General features: G+C 68.0%; 17 protein-coding genes and 3 tRNA genes. 13 read left to right on the forward strand and 7 right to left on the reverse strand.

Features of this window, described 5'->3' with window-relative positions:
- The first annotated feature begins 124 nt into the window (after positions 1–124).
- Entirely contained in the window at positions 125–1,195 is a 1,071-nt protein-coding gene (locus tag KBZ14_RS06735) for a dipeptide epimerase (protein WP_255117550.1), read from the forward strand.
- Positions 1,195–2,259, forward strand: coding sequence for an N-acetyltransferase DgcN family protein (locus KBZ14_RS06740; RefSeq protein ID WP_255117551.1), 1,065 nt, complete (start codon positions 1,195–1,197; stop codon positions 2,257–2,259). The genes KBZ14_RS06735 and KBZ14_RS06740 overlap by 1 nt, the downstream gene beginning before the upstream one ends.
- Positions 2,260–2,309: 50 nt before the next feature.
- Here the strand turns inward: KBZ14_RS06740 and KBZ14_RS06745 are convergent.
- Positions 2,310–2,382: transfer RNA gene (locus KBZ14_RS06745), tRNA-His, on the reverse strand.
- A gap of 40 nt (positions 2,383–2,422) precedes the next feature.
- Here KBZ14_RS06745 and KBZ14_RS06750 point away from each other — a divergent pair.
- Genes KBZ14_RS06750 through KBZ14_RS06760 form a run of 3 tightly spaced genes read left to right on the forward strand, consistent with a single transcriptional unit; the run spans position 2,423 to position 5,522 of the window.
- Complete coding sequence (locus KBZ14_RS06750) at positions 2,423–2,839, forward strand: DUF4359 domain-containing protein (RefSeq protein WP_255117552.1); 417 nt, start codon at positions 2,423–2,425, stop codon at positions 2,837–2,839.
- Between the two features lie 8 nt (positions 2,840–2,847).
- A complete protein-coding gene (locus tag KBZ14_RS06755; protein WP_255117553.1) occupies positions 2,848–4,119 on the forward strand; it encodes an amidohydrolase family protein in 1,272 nt (423 codons plus the stop codon).
- The gene (locus KBZ14_RS06760; RefSeq protein WP_255117554.1) at positions 4,119–5,522 is read left to right on the forward strand and encodes an FAD-binding oxidoreductase; all 1,404 of its coding nucleotides are present in this window, start codon (positions 4,119–4,121) and stop codon (positions 5,520–5,522) included. Before KBZ14_RS06755 ends, KBZ14_RS06760 begins: the two co-directional genes overlap by 1 nt.
- On the opposite strand, the gene KBZ14_RS06765 is transcribed toward KBZ14_RS06760, so the two are convergent.
- The 5 genes from KBZ14_RS06765 to murA form a co-directional block, all read right to left on the reverse strand.
- Complete coding sequence (locus KBZ14_RS06765; protein ID WP_255117555.1) at positions 5,519–6,061, reverse strand: pentapeptide repeat-containing protein; 543 nt, start codon at positions 6,059–6,061, stop codon at positions 5,519–5,521. The two genes, KBZ14_RS06760 and KBZ14_RS06765, sit on opposite strands and share 4 nt — an antisense overlap.
- A 25-nt stretch (positions 6,062–6,086) precedes the next feature.
- Positions 6,087–7,313: a bifunctional folylpolyglutamate synthase/dihydrofolate synthase gene (locus KBZ14_RS06770; RefSeq protein ID WP_255117556.1), complete on the reverse strand. Its 1,227-nt coding sequence runs from the start codon at positions 7,311–7,313 to the stop codon at positions 6,087–6,089.
- Entirely contained in the window at positions 7,283–8,497 is a 1,215-nt protein-coding gene (locus KBZ14_RS06775) for an aspartate aminotransferase family protein (protein ID WP_255117570.1), read from the reverse strand. Before KBZ14_RS06775 ends, KBZ14_RS06770 begins: the two co-directional genes overlap by 31 nt.
- Before the next feature lie 41 nt (positions 8,498–8,538).
- Positions 8,539–8,620, reverse strand: a tRNA-Leu gene (locus tag KBZ14_RS06780).
- A gap of 19 nt (positions 8,621–8,639) precedes the next feature.
- Positions 8,640–9,935, reverse strand: coding sequence for a UDP-N-acetylglucosamine 1-carboxyvinyltransferase (gene murA / locus KBZ14_RS06785; protein ID WP_255117557.1), 1,296 nt, complete (start codon positions 9,933–9,935; stop codon positions 8,640–8,642).
- Positions 9,936–10,111: 176 nt separating this feature from the next.
- Here murA and KBZ14_RS06790 point away from each other — a divergent pair.
- The 5 genes from KBZ14_RS06790 (at position 10,112) to trpC (ending at position 13,765) form a co-directional block, all read left to right on the forward strand.
- Positions 10,112–10,195, forward strand: a tRNA-Leu gene (locus KBZ14_RS06790).
- 96 nt (positions 10,196–10,291) lie between these two features.
- A complete protein-coding gene (locus tag KBZ14_RS06795; protein ID WP_255117558.1) occupies positions 10,292–10,540 on the forward strand; it encodes a DUF8653 family protein in 249 nt (82 codons plus the stop codon).
- A complete protein-coding gene (locus KBZ14_RS06800; protein WP_255117559.1) occupies positions 10,515–11,366 on the forward strand; it encodes a TrmH family RNA methyltransferase in 852 nt (283 codons plus the stop codon). The genes KBZ14_RS06795 and KBZ14_RS06800 overlap by 26 nt, the downstream gene beginning before the upstream one ends.
- Positions 11,367–11,439: 73 nt before the next feature.
- Positions 11,440–12,879 carry a dihydrolipoyl dehydrogenase gene (lpdA, locus tag KBZ14_RS06805; protein ID WP_255117560.1) on the forward strand — a complete coding sequence of 480 codons (1,440 nt, stop codon included), beginning with the start codon at positions 11,440–11,442 and terminating at the stop codon, positions 12,877–12,879.
- Position 12,880: 1 nt separating this feature from the next.
- Positions 12,881–13,765: an indole-3-glycerol phosphate synthase TrpC gene (gene trpC, locus KBZ14_RS06810; RefSeq protein WP_255117561.1), complete on the forward strand. Its 885-nt coding sequence runs from the start codon at positions 12,881–12,883 to the stop codon at positions 13,763–13,765.
- Between the two features lie 97 nt (positions 13,766–13,862).
- Here the strand turns inward: trpC and rpsD are convergent, their stop codons facing one another.
- Positions 13,863–14,471 carry a 30S ribosomal protein S4 gene (gene rpsD / locus KBZ14_RS06815; RefSeq protein WP_255117562.1) on the reverse strand — a complete coding sequence of 203 codons (609 nt, stop codon included), beginning with the start codon at positions 14,469–14,471 and terminating at the stop codon, positions 13,863–13,865.
- A 96-nt stretch (positions 14,472–14,567) separates the two neighbouring features.
- Here rpsD and yidD point away from each other — a divergent pair, with 96 nt between their 5' ends.
- Genes yidD through KBZ14_RS06830 form a run of 3 tightly spaced genes read left to right on the forward strand, consistent with a single transcriptional unit; the run spans position 14,568 to position 16,621 of the window.
- Complete coding sequence (yidD, locus tag KBZ14_RS06820; RefSeq protein WP_255117563.1) at positions 14,568–14,792, forward strand: membrane protein insertion efficiency factor YidD; 225 nt, start codon at positions 14,568–14,570, stop codon at positions 14,790–14,792.
- Positions 14,792–15,073 carry a glutaredoxin family protein gene (locus tag KBZ14_RS06825; RefSeq protein WP_255117564.1) on the forward strand — a complete coding sequence of 94 codons (282 nt, stop codon included), beginning with the start codon at positions 14,792–14,794 and terminating at the stop codon, positions 15,071–15,073. The genes yidD and KBZ14_RS06825 overlap by 1 nt, the downstream gene beginning before the upstream one ends.
- A 30-nt stretch (positions 15,074–15,103) precedes the next feature.
- On the forward strand, positions 15,104–16,621 hold the full coding sequence (locus KBZ14_RS06830) for a UDP-N-acetylmuramoyl-L-alanyl-D-glutamate--2,6-diaminopimelate ligase (protein WP_255117565.1): 1,518 nt from the start codon (positions 15,104–15,106) through the stop codon (positions 16,619–16,621).
- Positions 16,622–16,877 lie beyond the last annotated feature (256 nt).

Here is a 16,877-nt window from a genome sequence, read left to right on the forward strand (position 1 = left end):
TCGGCCATCGGGTTCCCGGGATGGTGCTGGAGGCCGGGGCTCGCTCGTGAACAGCGTCCTGAAAGCTGTACAGGTTGTACGGCTCTCAGGAGGCGTGCCAGCTTGAGACCAGCGCCCCAGCCCCATGCGCCTGCGTCTGCGCCGCTTCCAGCTCACCAAGGCCGTGCCCCTGGCCATCAGCCGTGGCACCACTGCAGCGGTGGAGCATCTGCTGGTCACCATCGAGCACGGCGGGTTGATCGGCGTCGGTGAAACCGGCGGCTTTGACACCGGCCACCGCCACTACGCCACGGAGGCCATCGCGGCGGAGCTGGAAGCTCTCGCTCCCCGGCTGGACGCCCTCAGTCCCCAGCCCCTGCAGGCGCTTGAGCCTCTTCTGAAGGCCCTCAGTCCCCCCGCCCGCTGCGGCGTGGACCTGGCCCTGCACGATTGGTGGGGGCAGCGCCTGGGGCAGCCGCTATGGAGGCTCTGGGGGCTGGATCCAGGAGCCTGTGCCGCCACCAGCGTGACCCTGGGGCTCGGGCAGCCCTCGGCTGTGCTGGCGCGGCTCGAGCGCTGGTGGCAGCAGCTTCCCGCCACCCGCATCAAGCTCAAGCTTGGTAGTCCCGATGGGGTTGCGCACGATCGCACCCTGGTGCTGGCGGTGCGGCAGGCCCTCGGCCCCGCCCATGAGTTGCAGGTGGATGCCAACGGCGGATGGGATCTGGCTACGGCCCAGCAGATGATTCCCTGGCTGGCCCAGCAGGGTGTGGTGCTGGTGGAGCAGCCCCTGGCCCCCCGCAACGACCCAGCCGCCGATACGGCCGGTTTCGCCGCCCTGCGGGGACTGGCCTCGATTCCCGTGGTGGCCGATGAGAGCTGTTGGGATCTGGCCGATCTGATGCGTCTGGCCCCCCACGTGGATGGCATCAACATCAAGTTAGTGAAGAGCGGTGGCCTCAGCGAGGCCCTGCTGATGGCCCGCACAGCCCGGCGTCTGGGCCTGGGGGTGATGGTGGGCTGCTACTCCGACAGCACCCTGCTGAACAGCGCTGCCGCCCAGCTGTTGCCCCTGGTGCGCTGGCCCGATCTCGACAGCCATCTCAACCTGCTGGACGACCCGTTCACCGGCGCCGAGCTGGTGGGCGACCTGTTGCGGCCCAGTGATCGCCCGGGCCTGGGCGTGGTGGGCCTTCCCCCTGAGGACCCCTGCTGATGCTCACGGCCGACGCCCCGCTGGTGCTGCTGCAGCACGGCGGCCTCGACAACCTCTCCGGCAAGACCGGACTGGCGATGCTGCGCTACCGCCATGGCCCGATCGTGGCGGTGATTGATCCCGCCCACGCCGGCTGCTCCCTGGAGGCCATCACGGGGATTCCCAGGGTGGTGCCCGTGGTGGCCTCGATGGCGGAAGCCCTGGCCTACGGCCCCCAGGTGGCCGTGGTGGGTCTGGCTCCCTCGGGCGGGCGGCTGCCCCTGGAGATGCGGGCCGATGTGGTGGCGGGCCTGCAGGCGGGTTTGAACCTGGCCAGCGGCCTGCATAGCCGCCTGGGGGACGATCCCGCCTTTGCCGCAGCCCGGCAGGCGGGGGCCTGGATCTGGGATCTGCGCGAGGAGCCGGAGGGCCTCGAGGTGGCCGCGGCCCGCTGTGCGGCACTGCCCTGCCGGCGGGTGCTGGCGGTGGGCTCGGATATGGCCGTGGGAAAGATGAGCGCCTGCCTGGAGCTGTTGGCTGCCGCCCGGCGGCGCGGGCTGGATGCCCGTTTCGTGGGCACCGGCCAGGCCGGGATCCTGATCAGCGGCCAGGGGGTGGCCCTCGATGCGGTGCGGGTGGACTACGCCGCTGGTGCGGTGGAGCAGGCGGTGCTCCAGGCCGCGGCCGGCGCTGGGCCGGAGGCCCTGGTGCTGGTGGAGGGGCAGGGATCCCTCTGTCATCCCGGTTCCACCGCCACCCTGCCGTTGATCCGAGGCAGCCAGCCCACGGATCTGCTGTTGGTGCACCGCGCTGGCCAGGGCCATGTGCGCACCCGCCCCGGCACGGTGCCGGTGGCGATCCCTCCGCTACCGGAGGTGATTGCCGCCAATGAGGCGGTGGCCTCCCTGGGCCGACCCGATGGCCTGCGGCCGCGGGTGCGGGCCATTGCGGTGAACAGCGCGAACTTGGAGCCGCGTGCCGCAGCGTCTGCCCTGGCCCAGATCCGCGCCGACACCGGGCTTGTGTGTGTGGATCCCGTGCGCGAGGGAGCTGATCGGTTGCTCCAGGCCCTGATTCAGCCCTGAACGAACCAAACCCCCGACTGCTGCAAGAGCGGCCGGGGGTTCAGAAAAGGGGCGAGCGAGGGGACTTGAACCCCCGAATGGCGGAATCACAATCCGCTGCCTTAACCACTTGGCTACGCCCGCCAGGGCTCCGGCATCCTATCAAGGCGTCTTCCTCTTCCCCATGGTGTTCGCTCGCCGTTCTTCCTGGTGGGCCTGGTTGGCTGCGGTGGCGACCGCAGGAGCTGCCTTGGTGTGGAGCAACCCGGGTCCGGCGGAGTTTGAGGCCTTCGCCGGTGAGCGTCTGGTGGATCTCGCGTCCGGGGAGCTGTGTGGCAGCCAGGGCCTGCCGATGGCCATTCAGTTGCTGGTGCGGGATTGCCCCCAGTTGGTGCGCAGCCAGCGGGCTGTTCTGGGGGCGCTGGCCAGCCGTGGAACCCGCCGCTTCAATCTCGGCCTGTTCAGCCTTTACGTCACAGAGGTGGGAGGCCAGGCGTTGCTGCCCGGTTTGCGGGTGCCCCACTACCGCACCCTCACCCTCGCTGGTGCCGGGCAGCTGCTGCTGCTGGCCTCCAGTGATAGCCAGGAACTCGGCCGCTAATGGTGCCGATGTCACCCCCGGCTCCCCTGCGGTTGCGGCTGCCCCGGGTGCTGCTGGATCCGCAGCAACAGGACCTGCCCTGCGGCGATCAGGAGGGCCTGCTCACGGTGGAGCTGAGCCTCGCCGAGGGGCGGATCGCTCGCATCCAGCCCAGTCCTGGTGCGGACGCACCGCTGGCGCTCACGCCCCTGGTGGATCCCCATGTACACCTTGATAAGGCCTTCAGCTGGTCGGCTTTTCCCAACCCCAGCGGCACGATGGCGTCCGCCCTGGCGGCCAACCTGCGCGAGGGGGAGCGGCGCACCCGTGAGCAGGTGCTGGAGCGGGGCGAGCGGGCCCTGGAGCAGGCCTGGCGCTATGGGCTGCGGGCCCTGCGCAGCCACGTGGACAGCGGGGGGGCAGGGTCCGAGCCCGGTTGGGAGGCCCTGCTGGAGCTGCGCGAACGCTGGCGGGGCCGGGTGGAGCTGCAGTTGGTGGCGCTGGTGCCGCTGTCGGTGTGGTCTACCGCGATGGGCCGGCAGTTGGCGGCTCGGGTGGCGGCTGCCGGTGGGCTCCTCGGTGGGGTGCTTGGGCCCCCGTTTCCCCCGGGGGCGGAGGCTGCAGGGGAGCTGCTGGCCCTATTGCAGCTGGCGGATCGCCTGGGCTGCGGGGTGGATCTGCATGTGGACGAGGGCGGCGACCAGTGGGGTCATGGCGTGGGCCTGCTCACCTCTCTGTTGGAGAGCCATGGGGTGGCCATCCCCGTGACCTGCAGCCACAGCAGCAGCATGGCTCTGTTGCCGGAGCCCCTCCAGCGCAAGCTGGCCGAGCGCATGGCTGCCGTTGGGCTGGCGGTGGTGGCGCTGCCCAGCACGAACTTCTGGCTGCTCGGCCGCCGCCACGGCCTCACCGCGGCCCAACGGCCAGTGGCGCCAGTGCAGCTGTTGCAGCAGGCTGGAGTGGCGGTAGCCCTCGGCGCTGACAACGTGCAGGATCCCTGGTTTCCGGGAGGCGATTTCGATCCCCTCGAGCTCTTGCGGTTGGCGGGCCCCAGCGTGCATCTGGCCCCCTGGCAGCGCCAGGGCCTGATGCCCTTCACCAGCGTGCCGGCACGGTTGCTGGGGCTTCCGTGGGATGGGGTGGTGCGCCAGGGGGCACCGGCGGATCTGGTGGTGCTGGCGGCTTCCACCTGGAGTGAGCTCTTGGCCCGGACGCCCCAGCGCCGCGTGCTGCGGGCTGGGCAGTGGTTGCCACCCCCCCTGGCTCAGCAGCCCGATGCTCGCCTCGCCGCGCTTCCCTGATGGTCCTCATACCGTCCTTGCCCACCGCGCTCCCCCAGCCCCTGAGCCCCCCCGCCTCCGATGCCCAGCTGGAGGCCCTGGCGACCGATCTGCTGGCCGCGGGGCTCGCCCCCCTGCGCCAGAGCGCCCAACTGGAGGCCCTCTCAGCGGACGCCTTTGTGTATTCGCCGGTGCTGGCCCCCCTGTTGCAGGGTCTGCGGGCCCAGATGGGCGTGCGGGTGAGCAGCAGCGAGCAGGTGCTACGGGTGGCCGCGGCCTGCGCTCGCCATGGCGTGAGCCTCACGTTGCGGGGTGCGGGCACCGGCAACTACGGCCAGTGCGTGCCCCTGGCGGGAGGCCTGGTGGTGGACCTCACGGGCATGAATCGCCTGCTCCAGCTCGATGCCGCCACAGGGGTGTTTAGCGCTGAGCCGGGCATCCTGCTGGCCGATCTCGACCAGCAGCTGCAGGCCCATGGCCGCGCCCTGCGGCTGCTGCCCAGCACGGTGCGCAGCGCCAGCCTGGGGGGGTTCATCGCTGGCGGATCGGGCGGCATCGGCTCGCTGCGCTGGGGCTTCCTGCGGGATCCCGGGCATTTGCTGGGGCTGGAGATGGTGACCCTGGAACCCCAGCCTCGGCTGCTGCAGTTGGATGCCGCCGGCGCCCGGCCGCTGAACCACGCCTACGGCACCAACGGCATCGTGACCGCCCTCACCATGGCCAGCACCGCTGCGGTGGCCTGGGAGCAGCTGGTGTTGGAGTTTGCCCACTGGGATCAGGCCCTGGCTGCGGCCCAGGCGCTGCCGGCCTCGGCCCTGCAGCTCAATGCCCTGTGCCTGCTGGAGGCTGCGGTGGCGGCCCAGCTTCCCTGGCCCCAGGGCTGCCCTGAGGCCGATGGCCGCAGCCACCGGCTGCTGCTACTAGCGGCCCCCGATGCGCTGCTGGCCCTGCCGGCGCTGCTCACGGAGCAGGGCGGCGCCCTGGTGTGGCAGGCGCCCCAGGGCCAGAGCCGTGGCATCCCCTTGCGGGAGCTCACCTGGAACCACACCACCCTGCATGTGCGCAGCCGCGACCCCGGCTTCACCTACCTGCAGCTGCTGTTGCCCCAGCCCGAGGCACCGGCCCTGGCGGCCCTGCGGCAGCGTTGGGGCGCCGACCTGCTCTGGCACCTGGAGGCCGTGCGCAGCATGGGGAGCCAACGGCTGGCCTGTCTGCCCCTGGTGCGCTGGCGTGGGGCTGAGGCGCTGCAAGCCCTGATCGATCACTGCTGCGCCCTGGGCTGCGTGCTCTTCAACCCCCACGTGTTCAACGTGGAGGACGGCGGCCTCGGCGTGGTGGATGCCGATCAGGTGGCCGCCAAGGCGGCCTACGACCCCGCCGGCTTGCTCAATCCCGGCAAGCTGCGGGGCTGGTTGGAGCGTTAACAGCCCAGGCTGGACCGAGTGTCGGCGCCGGTGATCGGGTTGGTGCCGCTGGCGCTCTGGCAGAGCAGGCGCTGATCCACTCGGTCCAGCAGGGCATCCGTGAAATCGGCGTTCTCCACGTTGGCGCCCGTGAAACTGCCCCCCGAGGCGATCGCCCCCACCAGCACCGCGCCCCGCAGGTCGGTGTGGCTCATGTCGGTGCGGTCCATCAGGGCATCGGAGAGGTCGGCGCCGGCGAAGTTGGCCTCCGGGAAGGCCCCCTGGGTGAGGATCGCCCCGTGCAGGTTGGCGCCGGCGAAGTTGGCTCCCTTGCCCACGGCTCCGGCGAAGGAGGTGTTGGCGAGCTGCTGGCCGGAAAAGTCGTTGCCGCTCTGGTTGGTGAGGGTGTAATCCACCGTGTCCTGGAACAGGGCCCGATCCTGCAGGCCCACACCGGTGGAGGTGTCGAGGGCGAGGGCCGGAGCGATGGGCAGGCCGGCCAGGCTGCTCAGCACCAGGAACAGGCTCACGGCCAGGGCCAGCAGGCTGGATCGCACCATGGAGGCTGCGGCAAGAGGGCTGGGTTCAGTCTGGCGCGGGATCCAGCAGGGGCAGAACCTCGGCCACGAGATAGAGGGAGCCGGCCACCACCGGCAGGGCTTGCGATTGCACCAGCCAGCTGAGATCGGCGGCCAGATCGCCGCTGCCAGCGGCGATCTCCACGGCCTCAGGCCCTAGGGCCTGCAGGGCCTCGCGCAATGCGCTGGCACTCCAGCTGGGATGGTCCTGCAGCGGCACCACGCGCACCGCGTCACCGGCCCGCAGCAGCCTTCGCAGCAGATCCGGGGCGTCCTTGTGGCGTTGGCTGCCGATCAACCAGCGGCGGGGGCCCGGGTCATCCAGCTCCCTGCGCAAGGCCTCGGCCGCTGGGGGGTTGTGGGCACCGTCCACCATCAGAGGTTGGCCTTGAAAGCGGCGATGCTCCAGCCGGCCGGGCCAGCGGGCCTGGGCCAGACCCTGCAAGATGGCGGCCTCATCGATGGCCCAGCCCTGCTCCGCCAGGGCCTGAGCGGCCCCCACGGCCACGGCGGCGTTATAGCGCTGCAGCTCGCCTCGAAGCCCTAGCAGCGGGCCTCCGGCGCTGGCGGCAGTCAAGGGCTCCACCCAGCGCAGCGTGCACTGGCGTGCCTGGGCTACTTGGCGCAGCACAGCCTCGGCCTCAGGCGCCTGGGGCCCGCTCACCGCGATGGCGCCTGTGTGAAGCACCCCGGCCTTCTCGCCAGCAATGGCGGCCAGGGTGCTGCCCAGGTGTTCGGTGTGATCCATGCCGATGGCGGCCAAGGCCAGCACCTGCCGGTTCGAATGGGTGGTGGTGGCATCAAGACGGCCCCCCAGTCCCACCTCCAGCACCGCTAGCTCCACCCCCGCCTCCGCGAAGGCCACAAAGGCCGCAGCGGTGATCAGCTCAAACGGCGTGAGCTCGTGGCGCAGGGCCAGGGCCTGCATCCCGGCCAGATGCTCCCGCAACAGCTCGACTCCAATTAGGCCATCGGGCAGGCGGATGCGCTCACACCAGCTCAGCAGATGGGGGGAGGTGTAGAGCCCGGTGCGCAGGCCGGCGGCCGTGCCGATGCGCTCCAGCATCGTGCTGATGGAGCCCTTCCCGTTGGTGCCAGCCACCTGCACGGCCGCGAACTGCTCTTCGGGGTGGCCCAACTCCGCCAGGGCGTTCTGCAACCGTTTCAGCCCCAGGTCAACGCCCCGGTTGCTGAAGGGGGCGATCAGGTCGCCGAAGGGGTCGGGCGTTGGCATGCCAAAAGGGCCCGCTCCAGGCGTGCAATGGCCTCGCGGATGTGGCGGGGCTGGATGGTGAGCGGGGGCACGAAGCGCACCACGCTGGGCCCTGCGGGCACCAGCAGCAGCCCCTCGGCCATGGCCGCTTTCACCACATCGATGGCGGCGGGGCCATCACTGCGCAGCACTAGGCCCTGCAGCAGCCCCCAGCCCCGGGCGGTTTCGGCGATGCTGGGATGGCGAGCGGCCAGCTGAGTGAGTTGCTCCTGCAGCAGGGACCCCATGGCGGCCACGTGGGCCGGCAGCTGGCGGCGGGTGAGTTCCTCGGCCACGGTGAGCCCTGCTCGGCAGGCCAGAGGGTTGCCGCCGAAGGTGCTGGCGTGTTCCCCGGGCTTCAGATGATCCACGCGGGATTTCACCGCCAGGGCCCCGATTGGCATGCCTCCCCCCAGGCCCTTGGCCAGGGTGAGGGCATCAGGCTCCACGCCCAGTTTCTGGTACCCCCAGAGGCAGCCGGTGCGGCCCACGCCCACCTGCACCTCATCGAAGATCAGCAGGATGTTCTTCTGATTGCAGAGTTCACGCACCCGCCGGAAGAAGGCTGGATCGCCGGGGTTCACGCCGCCCTCGCCCTGCAGGGGTTCGAGCATCACGGCCGCCACCCGGGGGCCATTCGCCTCACAGCTGTGTAGTAGGGCCTCGAATGCTGTGGTGTCGTTGTAGGGGAAGTAGCGAAAGCCCTGCACCATGGGCTCGAAGCCCTGGTGGTACTTGGGCTGCCCGGTGGCGGTGACGGCCGCCAGGGTGCGGCCGTGGAAGCTGGCTTCAGCGGTGAGGATCAGGGGGCCATGGTCGCTGCTGCCGCCGATACCCCGCATGGTGTGGCCGTGCTTGCGGGCCAGCTTGATGGCGGCCTCGTTAGCCTCCGCGCCGGAATTGCAGAAGAACACCTTGTCGGTGCAGCTGTTGGCGGTGATCCAGGCCGCCAGGCGCTCCTGTTCGGGGATGCGGTAGAGATTCGAAACATGCTGTAGCTGCCGCAGCTGCTGGCCCATGGCCTTGCGCATGGCCCGGCTGCTGTGGCCGAGGGTGCACACCGCAATCCCGGCCACGCAGTCGAGGTAGCGCTTGCCGTTGCTGTCCCACACCCAGACCCCCTTGCCGCGCACCAGCTCGAGCGGAAAGCGCCCGTAGGTGTTCATCACGGCCGTCTCAGCCGGAGCCCGTTGCGGAGGGGCTGTGATGGGAGCGGTGGGACTCGAACCCACATGCCCGAAGGCGCTCGATTTTGAGTCGAGTCCGTCTACCAATTCCGGCACGCTCCCGCACGCCGACTCTAAAGGTTCAGCCCACGCGGCGAATCGATGCGCCAACGGCGTTGAGCTTGCCCTCGAAATCGGCATAGCCACGATCCAGGAATTCCAGGCCCTGCACGGTGGTGATGCCGTCTGCCGCCAGACCGGCCAGCACCATGGCGGCGGCGGCCCTCAGGTCGCTGCCCTGCACCGGCGCGCCGCTGAGGCGGCTCACGCCCTCCACGAAGGCGGTGTTGCCTTGCATGCGGATGGCGGCGCCCATGCGCTGAAGCTCGGCCACATGCTGCAGGCGGTTTTCGAAGATGTTCTCGGTGATCACGCTGGTGCCCTGGGCGGTGGCCAGCAGGCTCATGAAGGGCGCCTGTAGATCGGTGGGGAAGCCGGGGAAGGGCTGCGTGCGCAGATCCACGGCCTTGATCTGGCTGGCGTTGATGGTGAGGCCGGTGCCGTCGGCCTCCAGACGACAGCCCACTTCTTCAAGCTTGGTGAGCACTGCGCCGAGGTGTTCAGGTATCACCGGGGCCACCCGCAGGGTGGAGCGGGTGATGGCGGCGGCCAGTAGGAAGGTGCCCGCTTCGATGCGGTCGGGGATCACCGCGTAGTCGGCGCTGTGGAGCCGCTCTACCCCCACGATCGTGATGGTGGGGGTCCCAGCACCGCGCACCTTGGCGCCCATGGCCAGCAACAGGCCGGCCAGGTCCACCACTTCGGGTTCCAAGGCGGCATTCTCGATCACCGTCTCGCCATCGGCAAGGGCGGCGGCCATCATTAGCGTTTCCGTGGCTCCAACGCTGGGGCAATCCAGGTGGATGCGGCCGCCGGTGAGGCGATGCCCCCGTCCAGGCACCACCGCGGACACCACACCGTGCTCGATGGTGACCTGGGCGCCGAGTGCCTTCAGGCCTTTCACGTGTTCCACCACGGGGCGGGTGCCGATCTGACAGCCACCAGGCAGGGGAACGCGGGCAATGCCCAGGCGTGCCAGCAGCGGACCAATGCAGAAGAAGCTGGCCCGGAGGCTGTTCACCAGCTCGTAGGGAGGAGCTGATTGGTTCAGGCCCGAGCCATCCATCTCAACGCTGTCGCTGCCTCGGCGCACCCCAACCCCCAGAGAAGCGAGGATCTCGGCCATGCCCTGAATGTCCGTCAGAGGCGGCACGTTGCGCAGACGTAACGGCTCTTCCGTGAGCAGACAGGCCGCCATGAGCACTAAGGCCGAATTCTTGGCGCCACTCACCCGTAGCTCTCCCGCGAGGGTGCGGCCTCCTGCAATCTCAAGTTGAGGCGTGAGAATCTGCTGAGACGGGGCTACGGTCACTGTCATGGCGTCTTGCTGCCCGTCTTATGGGGCCCCATCTTGACGACGAAGCCTGAGACCGTCTAGACGGCCGGCCCCTGAACTGGCTTGTCCTGCCCCTGCTGTGCCCGGTGGGCCGATGGGGTACATTTTCGAAGTCGCGAGAGCGGCACGCCTCAAGTCGCTCAACGGCGGCTCGCTATGCGGATGTGGCGGAATTGGTAGACGCGCTAGTTTCAGGTACTAGTGGCAGCAATGTCGTGGGAGTTCAAGTCTCCCCATCCGCACTGATCTACCGGATCAAAAAGCTCCCCTCTCCTGCAGATGGGGAGCTTTTTATTGCCAAATTGACCACAGTCAACGATCTCTCTCCGCCTCTCTCCATGCTCGTTCTCAAGATCAGCAATGCCCCTGAAGTCGTGGCCTCCAAGCTGGGTAAGTTCCTCGAGGCCCTAACCCCCGACTCCTTCGACCAAGCCACCATTGAGGATGTGCTGATCAAGGAGTTGATCAAGAACCTGGCCGCCGAGGGGCTCAAGGGCGAGGTGGCGGCCGTGAAAGGTCTGGATCTGCAGGACAGCAAGCTGGTGATCGAAGAGACGTTGCATGTGCGCCGCCATCAACAGTTCTGATCCGCGCCGCTTGCCGCTGGAGCCCATTACCAGCCGACGCAACCCGCTGGTGGGGCGTTTTCGGGCCCTGCACCAGGCCAAGGGGCGGCGTGAGCAGGGACTGTTGCTGTTGGAGGGCACCCACCTGCTGCAGGAACTGCTGAAGCGGCAGTTGGCACCGGCCCAGCTCCTGGCCACCCCGGCCTGGATGGCCTGTCATGGCGATCTCTGGGAGCGCTTACCCGTGGCGGTGCAGCCGGTGGGTGAGGAGGTGCTGGCAGCCGTGGCCAGCACGGAGAATCCCGATGGCGTGGTGATGAGCCTGCCTGCAGCGGCGTTGCCCCAGGTTCAGGGTCCAGCTGATTTCGTGTTGGCCCTCGATCAGCTCCAGGATCCCGGCAACCTCGGCACCTTGCTGCGGACGGCCCTGGCGGCCGGCGTGCAACAGGTGTGGCAGGGGGGCGGTGCCGATCCCCATCAGCCCAAGGTGATGCGGTCTGCGGCCGGTGCTGCCCTGGCTTTGCCCCTGGCCAGGGAGCTGGAGCGCAACGGACTGATCGCTCGCCTGGAGCAGGCCCGCGCGGCGGGCCATCAGCTGGTGGCCACCCTGGTGGCTTCGGGACCTTCCTCCCCGTTTGAGCCGGTGCCCTACTGGCAGCTGGATTGGACCCGTCCCACCGTGCTGCTGCTGGGCAATGAAGGTGCGGGGCTGCACCCGGAGCTGGCTGCCCTGGCCACCCATCGGGTCACCATTCCCCACAGCGCTGCGGTGGAATCGCTGAACGTGGCGGTGTCGGCAGGGCCCTTGCTGCTGGAGCGCTGGCGTCAGCACCACGGGCCCGGCTGATCGGTTGGCTGTTGGGCTCCTGAAATCAGGGCCTGCGGCAGGAGAGAATGCCCCCCAACTGAGCACGGCCACGGTGAGCGACGCGACTTTCGATTACGACGTCATCGTGATCGGTGCCGGCTACGGCGGGTTCGACGCCGCCAAGCACGCGGCCGACCACGGCCTGCGCACGGCGATCATCGAATCCCGGGACATGGGTGGCACCTGTGTGAACCGGGGGTGTGTGCCCTCCAAGGCCTTGCTGGCTGCCAGCGGCCGCGTGCGCGAGCTGGCCGATGCCGAGCACCTCAAGGGCTTCGGCATTCATGCCGCCCCAGTGCGCTTTGAGCGCCAGAAGATCGCCGACCACGCCAATCAGCTGGTGGCCACGATTCGCGCCAATCTCACCAAGACCCTGGAGCGCGCCGGCGTCACCATCATTCGCGGTATGGGCAGGCTCGAGGGCAGCCAGCGGGTGGGTGTGCGCGAGATCAGTGGAGTGGATCGCGTTCTGAGCGCCCGCGAGGTGATCCTGGCCACCGGCTCGGATCCGTTTGTGCCCCCTGGCATCGAGACCGATGGCCGCACGGTGTTCACCAGCGACGAGGCCATCAGCCTGGAATGGCTGCCCCGCTGGATCGCCATCATCGGCAGCGGCTACATCGGCTTGGAATTCGCGGATGTGTATACGGCCCTCGGCTGTGAGGTGACCATGATCGAGGCCCTGGATCGGGTGCTGCCCACCTTCGATCCCGACATCGCCAAGATCGCCGCCCGCAACCTGATTGACGGCCGTGATATCGACGCCCGCTCCGGCGTATTGGCCCGCAAGATCACCCCCGGGGCGCCGGTGCAGATCGAGCTGGCCGACATGACCACCAAGGAGTTGGTGGAAACCCTGGAGGTGGATGCGGTGCTGGTGGCCACCGGCCGGGTGCCGTCCAGTAAGGGGTTGAATCTGGAGTCCTGCGGCATCGAAACCAACCGCGGCTTCATTCCCGTGGACGACCAGATGCGCGTGTTGGTGAACGGAGCTCCGGTGGCGCATCTCTGGGCCGTGGGCGATGTGACCGGCAAGATGATGCTGGCCCACACCGCTGCCGCCCAGGGCGCCGTGGCCGTGGACAACATTCTTGGACACCCCCGCAGCATTGATTACCGCTCGATTCCGGCGGCCACCTTCACCCATCCGGAAATCAGCTCCGTGGGCCTGAGCGAAGCTGATGCCAAGGCCCAGGCTGCCCAGGATGGGTTTGAGCTGGGCACGGTGCGTAGCTACTTCAAGGCCAACACCAAGGCCCTGGCTGAGCTCGAAAGTGATGGCCTGATGAAGCTGCTGTTCAACAAGACCACTGGTGAGGTGCTCGGCGCCCACATCTATGGCCTCCACGCCGCCGATTTGATCCAGGAGATTGCCAATGCGGTGGCCCGCCGCCAGAGCGTGAAGCAGCTGGCCAACGAGGTGCACACGCACCCCACCCTCAGCGAGCTGGTGGAAGTGGCCTACAAGCAAGCTGCAGCCGTGGTGGCCTGAAATGGAAATTCGTCGCCGTCCCCCCAATCCAGCCGTGAAGGTGGCGTTCCTGGAGTACGCCATCCCCCACGAGGATGCCGAACCGCGCCACATCCTGGAAAAGATTGTCTGGGAGAAGGATCGGGAAGTGGCCTCCGCCCGGGAGCGCGTCACCCTGGCGCAACTCAAGAAGCAGGTGGCCGAACTGCCGGCCCCCCGCGATTTCGTGGCGGCATTGAAGGCGTCCTGCCGGAAACCTGCCGTGATCGCCGAGGTGAAGAAGGCCAGCCCCAGCAAGGGTGTGATCCGGGAGAATTTCGATCCCGAGGCCATTGCCAAGGGCTATGCCGCCGGTGGGGCCAGCTGTCTCTCGGTGCTCACCGACAAGCAGTTTTTCCAGGGCGGCTTTGAGGTGCTGGTGCAGGTGCGCCAGGCTGTGGAGCTGCCCCTGCTTTGCAAGGACTTCATCCTCAGCCCCTATCAGCTGTACCAGGCCCGCGCCGCCGGTGCCGATGCGGCCCTGCTGATCGCCGCGATCCTCACCGACCAAGACCTGGCCTACCTGCTCAAGGTGGCCGGCAGCCTGGGGCTCACAGTGCTGGTGGAAGTGCACGACGCCGAGGAACTGGAGCGGGTGCTGGCGCTCGAGGGGGTGCAGCTGATCGGCATCAACAACCGCAACCTCGCCACGTTCCACACGGATCTGGCTACCACCGAACAACTCACCGCCCGCTATGGCGAGCAGATTCGCGCCAAGGGCTGCCTGCTTGTGAGTGAGTCGGGTCTGTTCAGCCGCGATGATCTCGATCGGGTGCAGAGTGCCGGCGCTGATGCGGTGCTGGTGGGCGAATCGCTGATGCGTCAGAACGATGTGACGGCGGCCCTCGAACGCTTGATCAGCGGCTGAGGGCCAGGCTCCGGGCTGTCGCTGGTGTGCTGCGCATAAAAAAGCCCCCGCCGTAGCGGGGGCTGCAGGAGCTGAGCTTGAAGGTGTTCCCAGGGGATCACACTTTGCGGGAGTAGAACTCCACCACCAGCAGTTCGTTGATCTCGAGGGCGACCCACTCGCGCTCGCACTTGCTGATCACCTTGGCGACCTGCTTGTTCTTGTCGAGCTCGAGGTGGGGGGGGATATTGGCCAGGCCTGGGAATTCCAGGTTGGTTTCAGCCAGTTTCTTGCTCTGCTTGCGCTCACGGATGGCGACCACATCGCCGGCCTTGCACTGGTAGCTGGGGATGTCCACGACGCGGCCGTTCACGGTCACGTGGCCATGGTTCACCAGCTGACGGGCACCGGGAACGGTGGGGCCGAAGCCGAGGCGGAAACAGACGTTGTCGAGACGGTTCTCGAGCAGTTTCAGCAGGTTGGTTCCGGTGGAACCCTCCTGGGCGCGGGCTTTCTTCACGTAGCGAACCAGCTGACGTTCAGAAATGCCGTAGTTGAAGCGAAGCTTCTGCTTCTCTTCCAGGCGGATGGCGTATTCGGAGCGCTTGCGACGGGCTTGGCCGTGCTGACCGGGGGGATAAGACCGCTTGGCGGACTTACGGGTGAGACCGGGAAGGTCTCCCAAGCGCCGCGTAATCCTCAGACGAGGGCCGCGGTAGCGAGACATGGAGAACGGGTATCGAGTTGATGCCGGTGCGGCTGGCCTGAGAGCATGGACACTCCCAGACCTTGGCCACGCCAGCAGGCGATCTTATCGGTTGGCATGACCCGCATCCTCCAGACGCTGCTGCTGGCCTTGATCGGCTTTTACCGCCAGTGGATCTCGCCGCTGCTGGGCCCCCGTTGCCGCTTCATTCCAAGCTGCAGCGCCTACGGCCTGGAGGCCATCGAGCGCCATGGGCCATGGCGTGGTGGCTGGCTCACCGCTAGGCGCCTCTTGCGCTGCCACCCCTTCACGCCCTGTGGCTGCGATCCGGTGCCCGATTGATGGCTCAGCCGCAACTGTTGCTCTACAGCCGCCAGGGCTGCTGCCTCTGTGAGGGTCTGGCGGAGCGCCTGCACGCCCTGCCAGGGGGTGTAGAGCTGGAGGTAATTGATGTGGATCGCGATCCCGGGCTGCAGCAGCGCTACGGCCTCGAGGTGCCGGTATTGGTGCTGCGCCATGCCGATGGCGCACTGCAGGAGCTGCCGCGGGTGTCACCACGGCTGGGGGGGGACGGCCTGGCGGTTTGGTTGCAGAGGAACGGATTTCCTGGCCAGGCGGCTTAGAACGGGCCCACTTCTGTTCACCGCTGGTCCATGACCCAGCTGCTCCATCCCCTGTTGCGCCAGGTGGGCCTGGCGGTGCCGCCGGCCCTTGAGAACAGTGCAGTGCAGAGTCTGAGCTGCGATTCCAGGCGCGTGGGCCAGGGCACCCTGTTCGTGGGTCTGCCCGGCACGGTTGTGGATGGCGGCAGCTTCTGGCCAGAGGCAGTGGCGGCCGGCGCTGTGGCGGTGGTGATCGGCCCGGCGGCAGCGGCGGCGCGGCCCCCGGCTGTTGGCGATCCCGTGCTGGTGGTGAGTGATCCCGTGGCACGCTGGGCCGGTCTGCTGGCGGCTGAGTTCTGGCAGAACCCCAGCCAGCGGTTGCGCTTGATCGGTGTGACCGGCACCAACGGCAAAACCACCACCACCCATCTGATCGAGCATCTGATCGGTTGTTGTGGCACCCCTGCGGCTCTGTTCGGCACCCTGGTGAACCGCTGGCCGGGTCAGAGCGTCACCGCCCAGCACACCACGGCCTTTGCCGATGTGCTCCAGGCCCAGCTGGCCAAGGCCGCCGAGGCGGGAGCCCAGATCGGGGCCATGGAGGTGAGTTCCCATGCTCTGGATCAGCAGCGCATCAGTGGCTGCCAGTTCGCCGGGGCGATTTTCACCAACCTCACCCAGGACCACCTCGATTACCACGCCTCGATGGAGGCCTATTTCGAGGCCAAAGCCAAGTTGTTCCAGGCGCCTTTGCTGGAGCCTGATGCCGCCGCTGTGGTGAATGTGGATGATCCCTGGGGCACGCGCCTGGCCGAACGGCTCGGTGCCCAGTGCTGGCGCAGTTCCCTCGAGCCGGGCAGCACCGCTGAACTGCGCATGGAGCAGCTGGTGTTCAGCGCCGATGGCGTCAGCGGCATCCTGGTGAGTCCGATGGGGTCGGGGGCGTTCCGCTCTCCCCTGCTGGGCCGCTTCAACCTGATGAATCAGTTGCAGGCGGTGGGCAGCCTGCTGCAGCAGGGGCTTCCCCTGGCGATGCTGCTGGAGGGGCTGGCCAGTTTTCGTGGTGTGCCGGGCCGGATGGAGCGGGTCACCGCCGGCCGGCCAGGGGATGGCGCCGCCGCTCAGCCTGCGGTGCTGGTGGATTACGCCCACACTCCCGATGGCTTGAATAGTGCCCTCAATGCCTGCCGGCCCTTCGCCCAAGGCCAGCTGATCTGTGTGTTCGGTTGCGGCGGTGACCGCGATCGCGGCAAACGACCGCAGATGGGGGCCATCGCCGCCCGCCTGGCGGATCGCGTGGTGGTGACCTCCGACAACCCTCGGACGGAGGACCCCGCCCAGATCCTGGCGGATGTGGTGGCTGGCATTCCCGCCGATACCGCTCTGGTGGTGGAAGCCGATCGGGCCGCCGCCATTGCTGCCGCCATTGCCCAGGCCGCTCCGGGGGATCTGGTGCTGATCGCCGGCAAGGGCCATGAGGACTACCAGATCCTCGGCACCCGGCGGGTTCATTTCGACGACCGCGAGGAGGCCGAAAAGGCGCTGCGCACGCGCCTGGCCCAGGGCTGAGCTGGGCGGTTGCAATGTACAAAATCCCCACGATTGTGCAAAACGTGCACTGTTGGTCGTTGGGATGTGTGCCGTTGGAGGGTGTGGCTTGACGCTTCGTTTCGAGATGTTGTGAGCCTGAGGACTGTTCTCTAGGGAAGCTCTGGAAAACCCCAGCGATCCACGGGACAATGGTGCTGTGATCACAGGCCAGGACTGGATTGATGGGTGGCAAGCAGCTCGGCTTCTCGGACTACGAGCTGACGACGGCCAAAAA

Source organism: Synechococcus sp. HJ21-Hayes (assembly GCF_024345835.1).
Lineage (GTDB): Bacteria > Cyanobacteriota > Cyanobacteriia > PCC-6307 > Cyanobiaceae > Vulcanococcus.